Below are 15573 nucleotides of genomic sequence, written 5' to 3' on the forward strand. Positions count from 1 at the left end.
ACGCGGGCCGTCGTGTGGCGAACGGATTCAGATGTGCTTGGCGATCCACTCGCGGCACGCGCGCACGTGAGGGCCGCGATCGTCGGCGGCGAGCGAGATCAGCGAGATCGCGCGCGTGACGCGCGGTTTGTCGACGCGCAGCGCGACGAGTTCGGGATCGTGCAGATGCATTGTGTAGAGGCTCGGCAGCACGGCGGTCGCGAGGCCGTTGCGCGCGAGCGCGTAGAGCGGCTCGGTGTACTCCATCCGGTACGTGACGTTCAGGCGCAGCTTCTCGGCGCCGCCGGTGCGATGCAGTGATTCGCTGACGCTGCCGCGCACGAACACGGCCAGCTCGCGATCGACGAGCTTCGCCCACGTGACGCTCTTCGCGCGGGCGAGCGGATCGTCATGTCGCACGACGATCACGATCTCGTCCTCGAACAGTTGCCGGTAGCGCAGCGTGCCGTCGTCGCTGTCCGGTTCGCGCACGCCGATGCCGAGATCGGCGACGCTGTCGCGCACGGCTTCGACGAGCGCGCTGTTCGGCAAATCGGTGAGCGTGAAGCGCAGCGTCGGATGCGTGCCGCGCAACGTGTTGAGCGCGGGCAGCAGGCGGCCCGCGACTGACGGGATGAACGCGATCCGCACGGTCTGGATGCGTTCGCCGATGAGCCGCGTCATGTCGTCGAAGGTGCCGCGCGCCTGGTTGAGCAGGCGTTCGGCGAGCGGCAGCACGGCTTCGCCCGCGGACGTCAGCGTGAGCCGGTGCGCGGAGCGCGCGAACAGGCGACCGCCGAGCAGGAACTCGATCTGGCGGATCGACGCGGTGAGCGCGGGCTGCGTGAGCGACAGCGCCTGCGCGGCCTGCGTGAAGCTGCGTGCATGGGCGAGCACGACGAAGTGCTGGACCTGCCGCAGCGTGAGCGCGGGCAGCAGCGACGAGCGGTCGGACGACATCGGGCAGTAACGGTCGGGGTGCGGTACGCGGCAGTATAAGACCGCGCTGCATGAACCGACACAGGACAATATTCGGAATCACAGGAGAACCACCATGTCAGCGACTGACACGATGCCGGCGCGAGCGCCGGCCAACTGGCTCGAACGCCGCTTCGCGCTCGCCGCGCGCGGCACGAGCGTGCGCACCGAGACGATCGCGGGCGTCACGTCGTTTCTCGCGGCCGCGTACCTGCTCGTCGTGATCCCGTCGCTGCTCGCCACAGGCGGCATGGAACGCGGCGCGGCGACGACCGCGACGATCGTCGTGTTCGTGCTGTTCACGACGCTGATGGGGCTCTATGCGAACCTGCCGTTCCTGGTCGGCCCGGGCATCGGCGGCTCGGTGATCATCGGCGTGACGCTCGCGACGACGGAACACGTCGGCTGGCAGACGGGCCTCGGCATCGCGTGCGTGTCGGGCATGCTGTTCTTCCTGCTGACGATCCTCGGCGCGCGCGGCGTCGTGGTGCGGTTGATTCCGGTGCAGATCAAGCTCGGGCTCGGCGCGTCGATCGGCCTGTTCGTCACGATGCTCGGGCTGCGCAACGCGGGAATGGTCGTTGCGAACGCGAAAACCAACGCGTTCGCGCTCGGCGACTTCTCGCGGCCGGGCGCGCTCGTCGCGCTGATCGGCCTGGCGGTCGCGGTCGTGCTGCAGGCGCGCAAGGTGCCCGGCGCGATCCTGATCGCGATCCTCGTCGCGGCCGCGGCCGGCGTGCCGCTCGGCGTCACGCACCTGCCCGCGTCGTTCGTGTCGCTGCCGCACAGCATCGCGCCGATCGCGTTCAAGCTCGATATCGGCAGCGCGTTGAGCCTGGCGGCCGCGCCGTACCTGTTCGCGTTCTTCGCGGCGGAATTCTTCTCGACGCTCGGCACCGCGCTCGCGGTCGGCGCGAAGGCGAACCTGCTCGACGAGCACGGCAACCTGCCGGACATCAACCGGCCGTTCCTCGTCGATTCGCTCGCCGCGACGATCGGGCCCGTGTTCGGCATTCCGGCGCTGACCGCGCTGATCGAGTCGGCGGCGGGCGTCGAGGCCGGCGGGCGCAGCGGGCTGTCGTCGCTGGCGGCGGCCGTGCTGTTCGCCGCGATGCTGCTGTTCGTGCCGGTCGCGCTCGCGATCCCGAAGGAGGCGACCGCGCCCGCGCTGATCCTGATCGGGCTGTCGATGTTCGCGACGATCCGCCATACGCATTTCGACGACTTCACCGATGCGCTGCCCGTGATGTCGATGGTGCTGCTGACGCTGATGTCGAACAGCTTCGGCACCGGCATCGCAGGCGGGCTGCTGTGCTACGTGCTCGTCAAGCTGCTGGCCGGCCGCTGGCGCGACGTGTCGTGGGGGCTCGTCGTACTCGCGATTCCGCTCGGCTATTACTTCTGGACCGTCGTGAAGCCGCACTGAGAGACGGCTTCCACGACGCAACTGCACTACCCAAAGAGAAAGACATGAAGGGAACACCAGGCAACGTCCCGGCCGCGCGCACGGGCATCGAGATCACGCCGGCCCACCGGGCCTTCTTCCACGCGCTGCCGAAGGTCGAGCTGCATTGCCACCTGCTCGGCGCGGTGCGGCACGACACGTTCGTCGCGCTTGCGGAACGCAGTGGCGCGCCGATCGAGCGCGCGGAAATCGACGCGTTTTATGCGCGCGGCGAGAAGCCGGTCGGCGTGCTGCACGTGCTGCGCGCGCTCGACAAGTATCTGCTCACGCAACCCGACGACCTGCGGCGGATCACATACGAGTATCTGGAGGACGCGGCCGCACACAACGTGCGGCATGCGGAATTCTTCTGGAATCCGACCGGTACGGTGCGTGTATCGGGTATCGCATATGCGGACGCGCAGGCCGCGATCGTGACGGCGATCCGCGATGCCGCACGCGACTTCGGGATCGGTGCGCGTCTGATCCCGAGCATCGACCGCGAACAGGACCCCGACGAGGCGGTCGCGATCGTCGAATGGATGAAGGCGAATCGCGCGGACGAAGTTGCAGGGATCGGGATCGACTATCGCGAGAACGACCGGCCGCCGGAGCTGTTCTGGAAGGCGTACCGCAACGCGCGCGCGGCCGGCTTCCGCACGACCGCGCATGCGGGCGAGTTCGGGATGCCGTGGCGCAACGTCGAGACGGCCGTCGACCTGCTGCAGGTCGATCGCATCGATCACGGTTATACGATCGTCGACAACCCCGAGCTGTGCGCGCGTTATGCGGAACGCGGGATCGTCTTCACCGTCGTGCCGACGAATTCGTACTATCTGCGCACGCTGCCGCCGGATCAATGGGCGGAGCTGCATCCGATGCGCAAGATGCCGGGCCTCGGGCTGAAGATCCATCCGAACACCGACGATCCGACGCTGCACAAGGTCAACCCGAGCGAGGCGTGGGAGCTGATGGTCAGCCATTTCGGCTTCACGGTCGACGAACTGAGGCAGTTCATGCTGAACGGGATCGATGGTGCGTGGGTGGACGACGTGACGAAGGCCGCGTGGCGTGCGGCGTGGGCGCCGGAGTTCGATACGCTGGCCGCCACGCTCGCGGCGGGCTGAACACGAATGCGTTGTCTGCCGGTCGGCGCGTCAGCCGGCCGGCGGTTCGGTCAGGTCCAGGTGGTAGCGCAGGTCGCCCGCGAAATCGAACAGCGTGTAGTCGCGGAACGAAAAGCGCCACACGCCGTCGACGCGTTCGAACGCGTCGTGATAGCGGCCCGCGGCGATCGGTTGCAGCGCGAGGCCGTCGACGGCCTGCAGCACCGTGTAGTACGAGCGCGCCGTCGCGCGATGCGCGGCCTCGTCGATCTCGATGATCGGATTGGTGACGGCATGCTTCGTGCGCGGCGTGCCGCACGGGTAGCGCTTCACGCTTGCGCCGAACAGCGCGAGCAGCTCATCCGCGCCGATCGTCGACGCGCCTTCCTTCGTCTTGATGCGCGCGTGCCGGAACAGCGCCGCGACGCCCGGCAGGTCGCCGGCATCGAGCCGCTCCGCGTAGAGATACAGCAGGTTCGCGATGTCGACTGCGCTTTGGGTCATGCGGGCCTCGGTCATCGTTTGACGATGACGACGATGGTGCGCGGCGCGCGCCGGGCCCGCTTCGTCCGGGTGGACTAATTCGACATGCTGCTGCGCTAATCGCGACGGGAAGGTCGGTCTCGCCGACGTGACAGGACGCGTCGGCGTCGAGCCGCGCGGCCGTCACGCCGGCCGGCGTTGCCCGCCGGCGGCACGCTCAGCGGAAAAACTTCAGCCAGTCGAACAGGCCGGGATGCGGGCGGCGTCTCGGCGTCGGCGCCGGCGCGCTGCGCGGCCGGAAGTCGGGCGAGAACTGCGCGCGCGGGTCGATCGCGCGCACACGCAGCGCCGCATCGTAGAAACCGCCGACGATCGGCAGCGCGCTGTGCGCGCCCTGCCCCCAGTAATCGCTGCGAAGCGTCACGCTGCCGTCGTCGAAGCCGACCCATGCGCCGGCCACCAGTTGCGGATGCATCAGGATGAACCAGCCGTCCGCGTTGTCCTGCGTCGTGCCCGTTTTGCCGGCGACGTCGACGCGAATCCCGTAGCGCAAGCGGATGTCCGCGCCGGTGCCGTAATCGACGACATCGCGCATCACGTCGACGAGCGTCTGCGCGGCAGGCGCCGGCAACGCACGTTCGGGCGGCGCGCTGCCGAATGCGGCGAGCACCTTGCCGTCGCGATCCTCGATGCGCGTGATCATCTGCGGTGCGACGTACACGCCGCGGTTCGCGATCGTGCCGTACGCGGACACCATCTCCTTCAACGTGACGGGGCTCGTGCCGAGCGCGAGCGACGGCACCGCGTCGAGCGGACTGTCGCGCACGCCCATCGCGCGCGCGAGCTGCGCGACCTTCGCGGCACCTTCATGCTGCATCACCTGCGCGGTGATGCGATTGCGCGACAGCGCGAGCGCGTCGCGCAGCGTCATCGGCTCGCCCGTCGGCGGCTCCTCATCGGTCGGGCGCCAGACCGCGCGGCCGTCGATCGGGATCGCGACCGGGCGGTCGATGAACGTATCGCCCGGCCGCATGCCGTCCGCGAACGCGGCGCCATAGACGAACGGCTTGAACGTCGAGCCCGGCTGGCGTCGCGCCTGTACGACGTGATCGAACGGCTCGCTGCCGAAATCGGGGCTGCCGACCCATGCACGGATCGCGCCGTTGCGCGGATCGATCGCGACGAAGCCGGCCTGCACCTGCGTCTTGCGCTCGCACAGCGCGCGCATGAATTCGCGATTCGCGCCGAGCTGCTTCAGTGCCGCCGCATCGGCGAGCCCCGTGTCGCGAGCACTGCGATAGTCGGGCGTCTGGCGGACGAAGCCGCGAAACAGGTCGTTGCGCAGCCCGCAGCCGGACGGGCCGTGCCATGCGCTGTCGGCGATCGCCTGCAGCCGCTCGGTCTGCTGCGTCAGCGCCTGCGTCGCGATGTCCTGCAGCCGCGCATCGAGCGTCGTGCGCACGACGAGGCCGTCCGAGTAGAGGTCGTAGTTGTTGCGGTCGGCCCACGCGATCAGCCACTTGCGAAGCTGCACCGCGAAGTGCGGCGCGAGGCCGGGCTGCGCCGTCTGCGGTTCGAAGTCGACGCGCAGCGGCTGGCGCTGCAAGTGTGCGAGCTGCCGCGGCGACAGCATGCCCATCGTCGCCATCCGGTCGAGCACGATGTTGCGCCGCTGCACCGCGCGTTCGGGATTCAGCACCGGGTTGTAGTAGCTGTTGCCCTTCAGCATCCCGACGAGCGTCGCGCTTTCGGCGATGTCGAGCTGGTCCGCCGATTTGCCGAAGTAGGTGCGCGCGGCCATCTCGACGCCGTACGCGTTGTACAGGAACGGCACGGTATTCAGGTAGGTTTCGAGGATCTCGTCCTTGCTGTACACCGTCTCGATCTTGAAGGCGGTGATCAGCTCCTTCACCTTGCGCGTGAGCGTCAGCGAACGGCCGACTTCGTCCGGGTACAGGTTGCGCGCGAGCTGCTGCGTGATCGTCGAGCCGCCCTGGCGCGCGCCCGAGAACGTGTGCAGCCCGGCCGCGATCGTGCGGCGCCAGTCGATGCCGTGATGCGAGTAGAAGCGGTGGTCCTCGGTCGCGATCAGCGCGTCGACCATGTGCGGCGAGATCTGCTTGAGCGGCACCCATTCGCGGTTGACGGGCCGGAACTCGGCGATCAGCTCGCCGTCGGCCGACAGCACGCGCGCGGGGCGGTCGATGCGTGCCTTGCGGATGTCGCCGATGCTCGGCGTGAACGGAACGAACGCAAGCAGGACCAGCAGGCCCAGCACCGGTATCGCGGCGAGCGTCAGCGCCACGCCGCGGCGCGTCGGATGACGCAGGCGATGCAGTGCGCCGGCGCACAGCGCGCGGGTGCGCGCACGGCAGGCGGCGGCGAGCGGGGCGACACGGGCGCGGCAACGGAGCCACGCGTCTCGAAGAAACGGCACGAAGCGATTCACGGCGGCAGGGGCGTGGACGGAAGAGGCGCGATCCTAGCAAACGGCGCACGCGTGCCGGTGGCCGAAACGGCCTTTTGCTTGCAGGAGTTACAGACGATTACGTTTGTTGCCTGCGGACAACCTTTTGCGGCGCGACCGGCCGCGATTCTGCAGACGAAACCACGTCCGCGAGCCGCTGCGCGGCCGCCTCCATCTGCGCGCGGTCGAACCCGCCGAAGCCGAGCACGAGCCCCGGGCGGGCGGTGCCCGGCGCGAACATCGGCGACACCGCGCGCACCGCGACGCCGGCCTGCGCCGCGCGCGCGACCACGTCGAGATCGTCGATCCCTTTGGCGAGCCACAGCACGACGTGCATCCCCTGGTCGCCCGGCTGCACCCATGCGCGCTCGCGCGGCAGCCGCGCGCCGAGCGTGTCGATCAGCAGCGCGCGCTGCTCCGCATACACGCCGCGCACGCGGCGGATGTGGCGGTCGAGATGGCCTTCCGCGATGAACGCGGCCAGCACGTGCTGGTCGGCGGTCGGTGCGTGGCGATCCATCAGCACGCGCGCGCCGCAGAACGCGGGCACGAGATCGTCGGGTGCGATCACGTAGCCGAGCCGCAGCGACGGAAACAGGATCTTGCTGAACGTGCCGAGATAGATCACGCGATCGGGGTCGAGCCCCTGCAGCGACGGGAACGGATAGCCTTCGTAGCGCAGTTCGCTGTCGTAGTCGTCCTCGACCACCCACGCGCGCTGTGCGCGTGCCCATGCCAGCAGCGCGTTGCGCCGCGCCATGCTCAGCGGCATGCCGAGCGGGTACTGGTGCGACGGCGTGACGAATGCGGCACGCGCATGCGGCGCCAGGCGGATGCCCGCGTCGACGTCGATGCCGTCGGCATCGACCGGCACGCGGACCATCGCATCGCGTCGCCCGGTGCTTTCGAGCAGCGCGGTGATGCCGCGGTAGGCCGGATTCTCGACCCATGCCTGATCGTTCGCGCCGAGCAACACCTGGCTCGCAAGATGCAGCCCTTGCTGCGTGCCGCTCGTGATCACGACCTGGCCGGCATGGCATCGCACCGAGCGCGACCGGCGCACGTAGTCGGCGATCGCCTCGCGCAGCGGCAGCGCGCCTTGCGGATCGGCATAGCCGGATGGCGCGCCGGCGCCGCGCGCGCGCAGGCGGTTGCCGAGCCGGCGCCAGATGTCGTCGGGCGCGGTGAGGCCGACCGGCACCGAGATCGCGAACGGCATGGCCGGCAGCGGGAGGAATTCGCGGGCGATCCGCGCGAATGTGGCGGCCGGTTCGGGCAGCCCGGCGAGCGTCGGGCGCCCGCGTTGGGCGGGTGATTCGGGTTCGTCGACGGGCGGCGGTTCGGCGAGTGCGTGCGCGACCCGCGTGCCCGCGCCGCCGCGCGATTCGAGGAAGCCTTCGGCGACAAGCTGCGCATACGCGTCGACGACGGTGCCGCGCGCGACCTGCAGCGCGGCCGCCAGCAGCCGCGTGGACGGCAGCGTATCGCCCGGACGGACGTCGCCGCGACGCACCGCGTCGCGCAGCGCCTGCGCGAGCTGGCGGCTCAGGTCGCCGGCCGCGCGGTCGAGCGCGCCGAGCGACGGGATTTCGACGATCCGGGCCGTTCTTGCCATGATTCTGGTCTGCTGAAATTGTTCCAAACCGGCTCTACAGCATAAACCAGTTTGAGGTCACAATCGGCGCATGACGGGCCAGTGCCCAGCCAATTCAACCCCTGCACGACCGTGGAGCCGACATGTACGTCCCCGCCGATTTCAACGAGCCCGACCCCGACGCGCTGCGCGAACTGATCGTGCAGCATCCGTTCGGCAGCCTGATCACGCATGGAAAGAACGGGCTCGACGCGAACCACATCCCGTTCGAGCTGCTGCCGGGCGATGGCGGGCTCGGCGAGCTGCATGCGCACGTTGCGCGCGCGAATTCGCTCTGGCAGGACGTCGCGAACGGCGACGAGGTGCTCGTGATCTTCCGCGCCGGCGACGCGTACATCTCGCCGAACTGGTACCCGAGCAAGCACGTCGCGCACCGGCAGGTGCCGACCTGGAACTACGTGGTCGTGCATGCGCACGGCCGCGTCACGGTGCGCGACGACGAGAAGTTCGTGCGCGGCGTGGTCGCCCGGCTGACGCGCACGCACGAAGCGTCGCAGCCGGTGCCGTGGAAGATGGGCGACGCGCCGGCCGATTATCTCGACACGATGCTGCAGTCGATCGTCGGGCTGCAGATCGAGATCACGCGGCTCGTCGGCAAGCGCAAGCTCGGGCAGAACAAGGCGGTCGAGGATATTCGCGGTGCCGGTGACGCGCTGATCGCGGACGGGAAGCTTGCGATCGGGGAAGCGATGCTGATGGAAATCGAGCGCAAGGTTAAATAGCTCTGTGGCCGTAAAGTGAAGCAGGATCGCCAACAAGGTCTCGGCGGCGCACGAGCCCCATACGAAACCCGGAACAACGAAAGCCGTTCGCTATATTTCGCGTTAGATCCGCAGAATGCGCACGCTCAGGAACGTCAACAGCCAGTGTGCTGCGACCGCGATTGTGATGTATCCAGCGATAACTTGCGGGCAGCGGCGGCGAGCAAACAGGATGAAGCCCAATGCCGCAAAGATAACCGGTGGTCCGAACACATAGATGAATAGAGAGAGAGTTGAATGAAGGGTGGGGGCGCAGGCATCAACGCCGCCACCGCATTCACCGGGGCGTGGCGCGCAGAATGAGGCAAATTTTGTGCATATGCGCGTATCTATCGCTGCCCATACAACGACGCTGATAAAGCCCGCGATGGCGAAAGCGACTACAGCGAAGAAGCGCCGCATCATTTAATTTCCCAAAAGAGTATCTGTTTGGAGTTGCGGAGGTCTGACCAACCGAAATCCGTTTCGGGGAGGAATGCGTGCATGCCAAAAGCTCGGCCAAACGTTGCTACAACACCGGGCATGCTGCTGACGGTCAGTCGCGACCCATTCCACAAATCGATGTGACCTCCGCTCGCGTTTGCGGTCGATTCGCCACTGCGTGTCCAGTACCTCGAGAACTGGATGATACCGGTGCGGCCTTTGACCTTCGACTCCCAATCTTCTCCCGTGATGTTTTCGGCTTTTGGGAGCCCGGCGAACGGCTGTAGCTGCAACCATGCGCCTAGCTCATCTGCGCGTGTTGCAGTGGGTTTTCCGTCAAGCAAAATGCGACCGATACTACTTGCGCCCAACATTGGCTTCACGTTCCTTGCGTTGAACGACTTCATCCCGACGCCAACGCGATGCAGGGTGACACTGAGGCGAATGGCGCATTGATTCGTATACGCGGGGTTGTCGTACGGATTGCCGGACGGGAAGTTATCCCATAGCTCTTTGAAAGTGACGCCCGCTAACGGCACCTCTTTCTCCGAGTCCTTCGCGTTGGTAGAGCGGACTTTAGTGGGTTCGGTGTGCGGCATGAATTATTCTCCGTGTTGCTTAGCAAGCGCATCGTCGCCCCAGTAAACGGTGTAATCGTTTGCCTCGTCGCCGGTATGGATGCGAGGTAGGGTGCCGCGTGCATCAAGCCGCCCGAAATGCACGCGACCGTCAGCGGTTTCGATGTAGTAGGGCAACCCTTCGGTTGCCTCCTTGGTTGCTCTCACCCGCTCATCGAATGCGCCTTTCCTGATCGATGCGACCCCTCCCGTCGTCGTGCGGCTCGAAACGACTTCACCGAGGCCCTTTAGCCCGTCACTGCACCACGCGTCACCGGCAAGTAATGCAACGATGCGAGGTGGAGTCGAGCAGCCACACAGGACGACATCGTCGTCTAGCGCGATTTCTCCCCGGAACTTGAGTCGATATGGGCCGCCAGCTTTTGCGATGGTGCCGATGCTTTGGCACGCGTTGCAGAATGCACTACCCCCAATCAGGGCGGCTTGATGGCCGTGCACGAGGAATCGCGGGCCGCCGTATGGGCTAATTGTCCCGCCGCTTGAAAGACTATCGCCAACAACTGCAATTCTTCTATTCATTGTTCGGCCCTCTCGGAAAGCAGTAATCGTAGCTGCGCGGCGCTATCACGTATCTTGATATTGATAGGATGGCTTGAGATGGAACGTTTCAGCCATCAACTGTTGCGGACAAAACAGCATGCTGCGATCGCCGAATCGGTTTCCGTCGGCCACTGGTGCCCTTTACTGCGTCCGTTCCACCCCTGTCCCCGCCTGTGCGAGCGCACCGCGAATCGCCGCCTCGGTCTTGTCGTACCCGCCTTCGCCATAGCGCGTATAGACAATCTTTCCTTTCGCATCGATCAGGTACAGCGCGGGCCAGTACTGGTTGCCGTACGCGCGCCACGTGTCGTAGCGGTTGTCCTGCGCGACCGGATACTGGATCCCGAAGCGCTTGATCGCATCGGCGACGTTCCCCGCGTCGCGCTCGAACGGATATTCGGGCGTATGCACGCCGACCACGACGAGCCCCTGGTCGCGATACTTCCGGTACCAGTCGTTCACGTACGGAATCGTATGAATGCAGTTGATGCACGAGTACGTCCAGAAATCGACCAGCACGACCTTGCCGTGCAACTGGTCGAGCTTGAGCGGCGCGCTGTTGTGCCAGCGGTCGATGCCGGTGAAGTCGGGCGCCGGCGTGCCGGCCAGCGAGGTCGCCATGCCCGCGTCGTCGCGGGTGCCGGCGAAGGCGGCGAGCCCGGCCGTGGCGGCGAGGGCGATGACAAGGGCGGCGGTCTTGAGTCGGGGCAGCATGGCGTTCTCCTGATCGGGAGGCCGCCGCTCGGGCGCGGCGGCCGGACGTGTTTCGACAGGCCCCATTAAGCTGCGCCGACGTATCCGGGATATGTCCGGCAAGCCGCGCGTGTGCAATGTTGTGTGTCGTCGCGGCGGCGCGATACATTGGGATACAAACGCGCGCCCGCCGTGCGGTATAACAGCGGACATCGCCAGCCCGAACGACCCGACACCGACAGCGACACCGACTTATGGACAAGACCGACCACGTGCTGATCGTCGACGACGATCGCGCGATCCGCGAACTGATCGCGGACTACCTGGAGAAGAACGGCATGCGCGTGTCGCTGGCCGCGAACGGCCGCGAGATGCGCAACGCGCTGGACGACGGCGCGCCCGACCTGATCGTGCTCGACCTGATGCTGCCGGGCGAGGACGGCCTCACGCTGTGTCGCGACCTGCGCGCCGGCAGGTTCCGCACGGTGCCCGTGCTGATGCTGACTGCGCGCGGCGAGGAAACCGACCGCATCATCGGTCTCGAGATGGGCGCCGACGACTACCTGGCCAAGCCGTTCGCGGTGCGCGAGCTGCTCGCGCGGATTCGCTCGGTGCTGCGCCGCGCGCGCATGCTGCCGCCCGGCATGCAGGTGACGGAAACGGCCGAGATGCTCGCATTCGGCGAATGGCGTCTCGACACGACGGGGCGCCACCTGCTCGACACCGAAGGCACGCTGGTCGCGCTGAGCGGCGCCGAATACCGGCTGCTGCGCGTGTTCCTCGACCATCCGCAGCGCGTGCTGACACGCGACCAGTTGCTCAACCTCACGCAGGGGCGGCAGTCCGACCCGTTCGACCGGTCGATCGACCTGCTCGTGAGCCGGCTGCGCCAGCGGCTGCGCGACGGTGCGCGCGAACCGCGCTACATCAAGACACTGCGCAACGAGGGCTACGTGTTCTCGTCGGCCGTGACCGCCGTCGACGGTACGTCATGAGCGCGCGCACGCTGTGGCACTGGCCGCGCTCGCTGTTCGCGCGGCTCGCGCTGATCCTGTGCGTGGGCCTCGCGCTCGCGCAGACGCTGTCGTTCTGGCTCACGGTGACCGAGCGCGACCAGGCGACCACCAACCTGATGATGGGCTACATCGAGCGCGAGGTCGCGAGCTCGGTCGCGCTGCTCGACCACCTGCCGCCGGCCGAACGCGCCGCGTGGCTGCCGCGCCTCGCGCGGCGCAGCTATGCGTTCATCCTCGGGCCCGGCGAGACCGGCACGCCGCCGGAAGCGCGGCTGTCGGCGCGCGTCGAGCGGTCGATTTCCGACGGCATCGGCGGCGACTATCCGCTGACCGCGAACGCGATCCCCGGCGACCGAGAGCATCTGCAGGTGCATCTGCGGCTGACCGACGGGTCGCCGCTGACGATCGACATCCAGCCGATGTCGACGGTGCCGCTGTCGGGCTGGCTGCCGGTCGTGCTCGTGCTGCAGCTCGCGGTGCTGGCCGCGTGCTGCTGGCTCGCGGTGCGGCTCGCGACGCGCCCGCTCAAGCAGCTCGCGCAGGCCGCCGACGCGCTCGGCCCCGACCTGAAGGGCGAGCGCCTGAACGAGGGCGGGCCGTCCGAGGTTGCGCGCGCCGCGCGTGCGTTCAACGCGATGCAGGACCGTATCGCGCAGTACATGGCGGAACGCATGCAGATCCTCGCATCGATCTCGCACGACCTGCAGACGCCGATCACGCGGATGCGGTTGCGCGTCGACGTGATGGACGACGACGCGCAGGGCGCGAAGATGCGCCAGGACCTGATTGAGATGGAGCACTTGGTGAAGGAGGGCGTCGCGTATGCGCGGACGCTGCACGGCACCGAGGAAGCCGCGCGCCGCATCGATCTCGATGCGCTGCTCGACAGCATCGTGTGCGACTACACGGATGCGGGGCAGGACGTGGCGCTGCACAGCCGCGCGCCGCTGGCGCTCGTCACGCGGCCGAAGGCGCTGCGCCGCATCGTCGGCAACCTCGTCGACAACGCGCTGAAGTTTGCGGGCGCGGCCGAGATCGACGTGCACGCCGCGCCGGACGGCGGCGCGGTCATCGCCGTGCTCGACCGCGGGCCCGGCATTCCGGACGATCAGCTCGATGCGGTGTTCGAACCGTTCCGGCGCGTGGAGACGTCGCGCAACCGCGAGACGGGCGGCACGGGGCTCGGCCTTGCGATCGCACGGCAACTCGCGCTCGCGATGGGCGGCACGCTCACGCTGAACAACCGGCCGGACGGCGGCGGGCTGGAGGCGACGCTGACGCTCAGGAATGCGGGGTGATGCGGCGCGGCGCGCGAGCGTCGCGTCTTCAGGTTCCGGTTTGGGTTGCGGCTGAAGGGCGCGAGGTCACACGCGTTGCAGATGCGCGTCGACGAGCGGCGCGAGCGTCTGCGCATGCACGGCCGCGAGATCGTGCCGGCCGCCCGGCACGACGTGCAACTGCGCATCGGGCAACCGTTCGAGCAGGCGCCGGCCGGCCGCGACGGGGCTGATCGGATCGTCGTCGCCCCACAGCAGCAGCGTCGGCGGCGCAATGCGGCCGATCTGTTGCGACAGGTCGGCGCGGAACGTCATGAACCAGTCGGGCAATTGCGGGTTCGCTTCGGCGAAGCCGGCACGCCAGTCCTGCGCGCCGAGCCCTTCCATGTCGAGGCCGCCGGACGTGACGGTCAGTACCAGGTGCGTGACGAGTTCGGGTTGGTCGAGCGCCGCGCGCATCGCGATCACGCCCCCCATCGATTGCGCGATCACGGCGGTCGGCCGGTCGATCGTTTCAAGCACATGACGCACGAGGCCGTCGAAATCGTCGACGGACGGATCGCGTGGCGTATCGCCGAAGCCCGGATAACCGACGATCCGCCGCTCGGCCGGATGCGTCAGCAGGTTGGCCAGCGGTTGCCAGAAGGCGGTGCTGCCCGATGCGCCGGGCAGGAAGAGCAGTTGCGACGGAGCGGGCATGGCGAATCGGTTTTCCGATGAACGAAGCAGGTGACGGGGCGGCGCGGGCGCGTCAGCACCGGCCGGTGCGCAGCGCGACGGTCCAGTCGTCGCGCCCGCGCGATGCCGCGGTGGCGGCGGCCGTGTGCCAGTCGTATTCGACCGCGTGGAATTCGACGTTCCAGCCGGCCGCCGTGCGCGACACCATCGCGTAGCGCGCATGCGGCGAGCCGGTTTCGATCCGGTGCGGATGCGGCAGGTCGTCGGTGTATGCCTGCAGCCCGACGCTGCCCGGGTTGACGATCAGCCGGCCGTCGGCGAGCTTCGCGGTGCGCGGCACGTGCGTATGGCCGCACAGGATCAGCGACGCCGGCGCGTCGCCCGCGCGCTGCGCGATCTCGTCGGGCGTGGCCGCGCGGCAGCCGTCGGGCGTGACCGTTTCGAGGAAATAGACGAGGTCGCTGGCCGGCGTGCCGTGCACCATCAGCACGTCGTCGTCCAGCGTTGCGCGTTCGGGCAGCGCGGCGATCCAGTCGAGATGATCGGCGCGCAGCGTGTCGTGCGCCCAGCGATCCGACAGCCGCATCGACTCGCGATCGCCGGCGAGCAGCTGCCGTTCGTGATTGCCCCTGACGGTCGGCAGGTCGAGCGCGATCAGGCGGTCGGCCGTTTCGGCCGGATGGAGCGCGCCCGACACGATGTCGCCGAGATTGACGATCACGTCGGCGCCGCGGCGGCGGACGTCGTCGAGCACCGCGTCGAGCGCGGCGAGGTTGCCGTGGATGTCGGAGAGCGCGGCGATTTTCATGGCGGGTCGTCGAGGCAGGGAACGGCGATTGTCGCCAATTCGGCGCAGGCCGTCCAATCGCGCTCGCGGGTAGCGCCGCGAGCGGTGCGTCAGTCGGTGGCGAGCCGCGCGTACATCGCGAAATCGCCCGGCGTGCCGCGCACCATCCGGTACGCGCGCAACAACCCTTCGTAGCGGTAGCCGCACTTCTGCAGCACCCGCGCGGAGCCCGCGTTGCTGGTCAGCACGACGCCCTGGATGCGCATGAAGCCGCCGTCGGCGAATGCCCACGCGGTGACGGCTTCGCACAGCGCGCTCGCGATTCCGTGCCCCCAGTGCGACGGCGCGAGATCGTACGCGATTTCCGCCGAGCGGTTCGCGGTGGACACCGTATGCAGCCCGATCGTCCCGGCGAGCGCGCCCGATGCGGTATCGACGATCGAAAGACGCCGGATCGAATCGGGGGCGGCCGATTCGATGTTGTCGAACAGCGGCAGCAGATCGTCGCGCGAGCGCAGGTTCCAGCTCGTGTGGCGAACGACGTCGGGGTTCGACAGGTACGCGTACCACGCGCCGAGATCCGCGCGTTCGAGCTGCCTGAGCGACAGGCCCGGAAAGCCGGAGCGGGGCGGCGCATCGACTCTCATCG

16 protein-coding genes are annotated in these 15573 nt (G+C 67.9%); 5 read left to right on the forward strand and 11 right to left on the reverse strand.

The window, feature by feature from the left end; genetic code table 11:
* Positions 1-27: 27 nt before the first annotated feature.
* Complete coding sequence (locus R9B84_RS36520; RefSeq protein ID WP_423762183.1) at positions 28-939, reverse strand: LysR family transcriptional regulator; 912 nt, start codon at positions 937-939, stop codon at positions 28-30.
* A gap of 94 nt (positions 940-1033) precedes the next feature.
* On the opposite strand from R9B84_RS36520, the gene R9B84_RS36525 reads away from it, so the two are divergent.
* Both R9B84_RS36525 and add read left to right on the forward strand, forming a co-directional pair.
* Entirely contained in the window at positions 1034-2383 is a 1350-nt protein-coding gene (locus tag R9B84_RS36525) for an NCS2 family permease (RefSeq protein ID WP_423762184.1), read from the forward strand.
* A gap of 44 nt (positions 2384-2427) precedes the next feature.
* Positions 2428-3528: an adenosine deaminase gene (gene add / locus R9B84_RS36530; protein ID WP_423762185.1), complete on the forward strand. Its 1101-nt coding sequence runs from the start codon at positions 2428-2430 to the stop codon at positions 3526-3528.
* Positions 3529-3558: 30 nt separating this feature from the next.
* On the opposite strand, the gene R9B84_RS36535 is transcribed toward add, so the two are convergent.
* The 3 genes from R9B84_RS36535 to R9B84_RS36545 all read right to left on the reverse strand — a co-directional run bounded on the left by R9B84_RS36535 (position 3559) and on the right by R9B84_RS36545 (position 8072).
* A complete protein-coding gene (locus tag R9B84_RS36535; protein WP_423762186.1) occupies positions 3559-4011 on the reverse strand; it encodes a nuclear transport factor 2 family protein in 453 nt (150 codons plus the stop codon).
* A 196-nt stretch (positions 4012-4207) separates the two neighbouring features.
* Positions 4208-6439, reverse strand: coding sequence for a penicillin-binding protein 1A (locus tag R9B84_RS36540; RefSeq protein WP_423762187.1), 2232 nt, complete (start codon positions 6437-6439; stop codon positions 4208-4210).
* A gap of 97 nt (positions 6440-6536) precedes the next feature.
* Positions 6537-8072, reverse strand: coding sequence for a PLP-dependent aminotransferase family protein (locus R9B84_RS36545; RefSeq protein WP_423762188.1), 1536 nt, complete (start codon positions 8070-8072; stop codon positions 6537-6539).
* 122 nt (positions 8073-8194) lie between these two features.
* Between R9B84_RS36545 and R9B84_RS36550 the strand changes: the two genes are divergently transcribed.
* Entirely contained in the window at positions 8195-8833 is a 639-nt protein-coding gene (locus R9B84_RS36550) for an FMN-binding negative transcriptional regulator (RefSeq protein ID WP_423762189.1), read from the forward strand.
* Positions 8834-8935: 102 nt separating this feature from the next.
* On the opposite strand, the gene R9B84_RS36555 is transcribed toward R9B84_RS36550, so the two are convergent.
* The 4 genes from R9B84_RS36555 to R9B84_RS36570 all read right to left on the reverse strand — a co-directional run bounded on the left by R9B84_RS36555 (position 8936) and on the right by R9B84_RS36570 (position 11187).
* Positions 8936-9277, reverse strand: a complete 342-nt coding sequence (locus R9B84_RS36555) for a hypothetical protein (protein WP_423762190.1) — start codon at positions 9275-9277, stop codon at positions 8936-8938.
* Positions 9274-9894: a type VI secretion system amidase effector protein Tae4 gene (locus R9B84_RS36560; RefSeq protein ID WP_321790747.1), complete on the reverse strand. Its 621-nt coding sequence runs from the start codon at positions 9892-9894 to the stop codon at positions 9274-9276. Before R9B84_RS36560 ends, R9B84_RS36555 begins: the two co-directional genes overlap by 4 nt.
* Positions 9895-9897: 3 nt before the next feature.
* Positions 9898-10452, reverse strand: a complete 555-nt coding sequence (locus R9B84_RS36565; protein WP_423762191.1) for a PAAR domain-containing protein — start codon at positions 10450-10452, stop codon at positions 9898-9900.
* Between the two features lie 162 nt (positions 10453-10614).
* Positions 10615-11187, reverse strand: a complete 573-nt coding sequence (locus R9B84_RS36570; protein ID WP_423762192.1) for a thioredoxin family protein — start codon at positions 11185-11187, stop codon at positions 10615-10617.
* 233 nt (positions 11188-11420) lie between these two features.
* On the opposite strand from R9B84_RS36570, the gene R9B84_RS36575 reads away from it, so the two are divergent.
* Together R9B84_RS36575 and R9B84_RS36580 are read left to right on the forward strand one after the other, a co-directional pair.
* The gene (locus R9B84_RS36575; RefSeq protein ID WP_423762193.1) at positions 11421-12161 is read left to right on the forward strand and encodes a response regulator; all 741 of its coding nucleotides are present in this window, start codon (positions 11421-11423) and stop codon (positions 12159-12161) included.
* Positions 12158-13480, forward strand: a complete 1323-nt coding sequence (locus R9B84_RS36580) for an ATP-binding protein (RefSeq protein WP_423762194.1) — start codon at positions 12158-12160, stop codon at positions 13478-13480. The genes R9B84_RS36575 and R9B84_RS36580 overlap by 4 nt, the downstream gene beginning before the upstream one ends.
* Before the next feature lie 66 nt (positions 13481-13546).
* Here R9B84_RS36580 and R9B84_RS36585 read toward each other — a convergent pair whose 3' ends face one another.
* The 3 genes from R9B84_RS36585 to R9B84_RS36595 all read right to left on the reverse strand — a co-directional run bounded on the left by R9B84_RS36585 (position 13547) and on the right by R9B84_RS36595 (position 15571).
* Positions 13547-14158: an alpha/beta fold hydrolase gene (locus R9B84_RS36585; protein WP_423762195.1), complete on the reverse strand. Its 612-nt coding sequence runs from the start codon at positions 14156-14158 to the stop codon at positions 13547-13549.
* A gap of 52 nt (positions 14159-14210) precedes the next feature.
* The gene (locus R9B84_RS36590) at positions 14211-14945 is read right to left on the reverse strand and encodes a metallophosphoesterase family protein (protein ID WP_423762196.1); all 735 of its coding nucleotides are present in this window, start codon (positions 14943-14945) and stop codon (positions 14211-14213) included.
* Between the two features lie 89 nt (positions 14946-15034).
* Positions 15035-15571, reverse strand: coding sequence for a GNAT family N-acetyltransferase (locus tag R9B84_RS36595; protein ID WP_423762197.1), 537 nt, complete (start codon positions 15569-15571; stop codon positions 15035-15037).
* Positions 15572-15573 lie beyond the last annotated feature (2 nt).

This window comes from Burkholderia sp. NLJ2, assembly GCF_049487195.1.
Classification (GTDB): domain Bacteria; phylum Pseudomonadota; class Gammaproteobacteria; order Burkholderiales; family Burkholderiaceae; genus Burkholderia; species Burkholderia pyrrocinia.

Coding starts and splice junctions, on each gene's coding strand:
- R9B84_RS36585 (WP_423762195.1), bottom strand. CDS start 14,158: ATGCCCGCTCCGTCGCAACTGCTCTTCCTGCCCGGCGCATCGGGCAGC.
- R9B84_RS36520 (WP_423762183.1), bottom strand. CDS start 939: ATGTCGTCCGACCGCTCGTCGCTGCTGCCCGCGCTCACGCTGCGGCAG.
- R9B84_RS36580 (WP_423762194.1), top strand. CDS start 12,158: ATGAGCGCGCGCACGCTGTGGCACTGGCCGCGCTCGCTGTTCGCGCGG.
- R9B84_RS36525 (WP_423762184.1), top strand. CDS start 1,034: ATGTCAGCGACTGACACGATGCCGGCGCGAGCGCCGGCCAACTGGCTC.
- R9B84_RS36545 (WP_423762188.1), bottom strand. CDS start 8,072: ATGGCAAGAACGGCCCGGATCGTCGAAATCCCGTCGCTCGGCGCGCTC.
- R9B84_RS36555 (WP_423762190.1), bottom strand. CDS start 9,277: ATGATGCGGCGCTTCTTCGCTGTAGTCGCTTTCGCCATCGCGGGCTTT.
- R9B84_RS36560 (WP_321790747.1), bottom strand. CDS start 9,894: ATGCCGCACACCGAACCCACTAAAGTCCGCTCTACCAACGCGAAGGAC.
- R9B84_RS36550 (WP_423762189.1), top strand. CDS start 8,195: ATGTACGTCCCCGCCGATTTCAACGAGCCCGACCCCGACGCGCTGCGC.
- R9B84_RS36575 (WP_423762193.1), top strand. CDS start 11,421: ATGGACAAGACCGACCACGTGCTGATCGTCGACGACGATCGCGCGATC.
- R9B84_RS36595 (WP_423762197.1), bottom strand. CDS start 15,571: ATGAGAGTCGATGCGCCGCCCCGCTCCGGCTTTCCGGGCCTGTCGCTC.
- R9B84_RS36590 (WP_423762196.1), bottom strand. CDS start 14,945: ATGAAAATCGCCGCGCTCTCCGACATCCACGGCAACCTCGCCGCGCTC.
- R9B84_RS36570 (WP_423762192.1), bottom strand. CDS start 11,187: ATGCTGCCCCGACTCAAGACCGCCGCCCTTGTCATCGCCCTCGCCGCC.
- R9B84_RS36535 (WP_423762186.1), bottom strand. CDS start 4,011: ATGACCCAAAGCGCAGTCGACATCGCGAACCTGCTGTATCTCTACGCG.
- add (WP_423762185.1), top strand. CDS start 2,428: ATGAAGGGAACACCAGGCAACGTCCCGGCCGCGCGCACGGGCATCGAG.
- R9B84_RS36565 (WP_423762191.1), bottom strand. CDS start 10,452: ATGAATAGAAGAATTGCAGTTGTTGGCGATAGTCTTTCAAGCGGCGGG.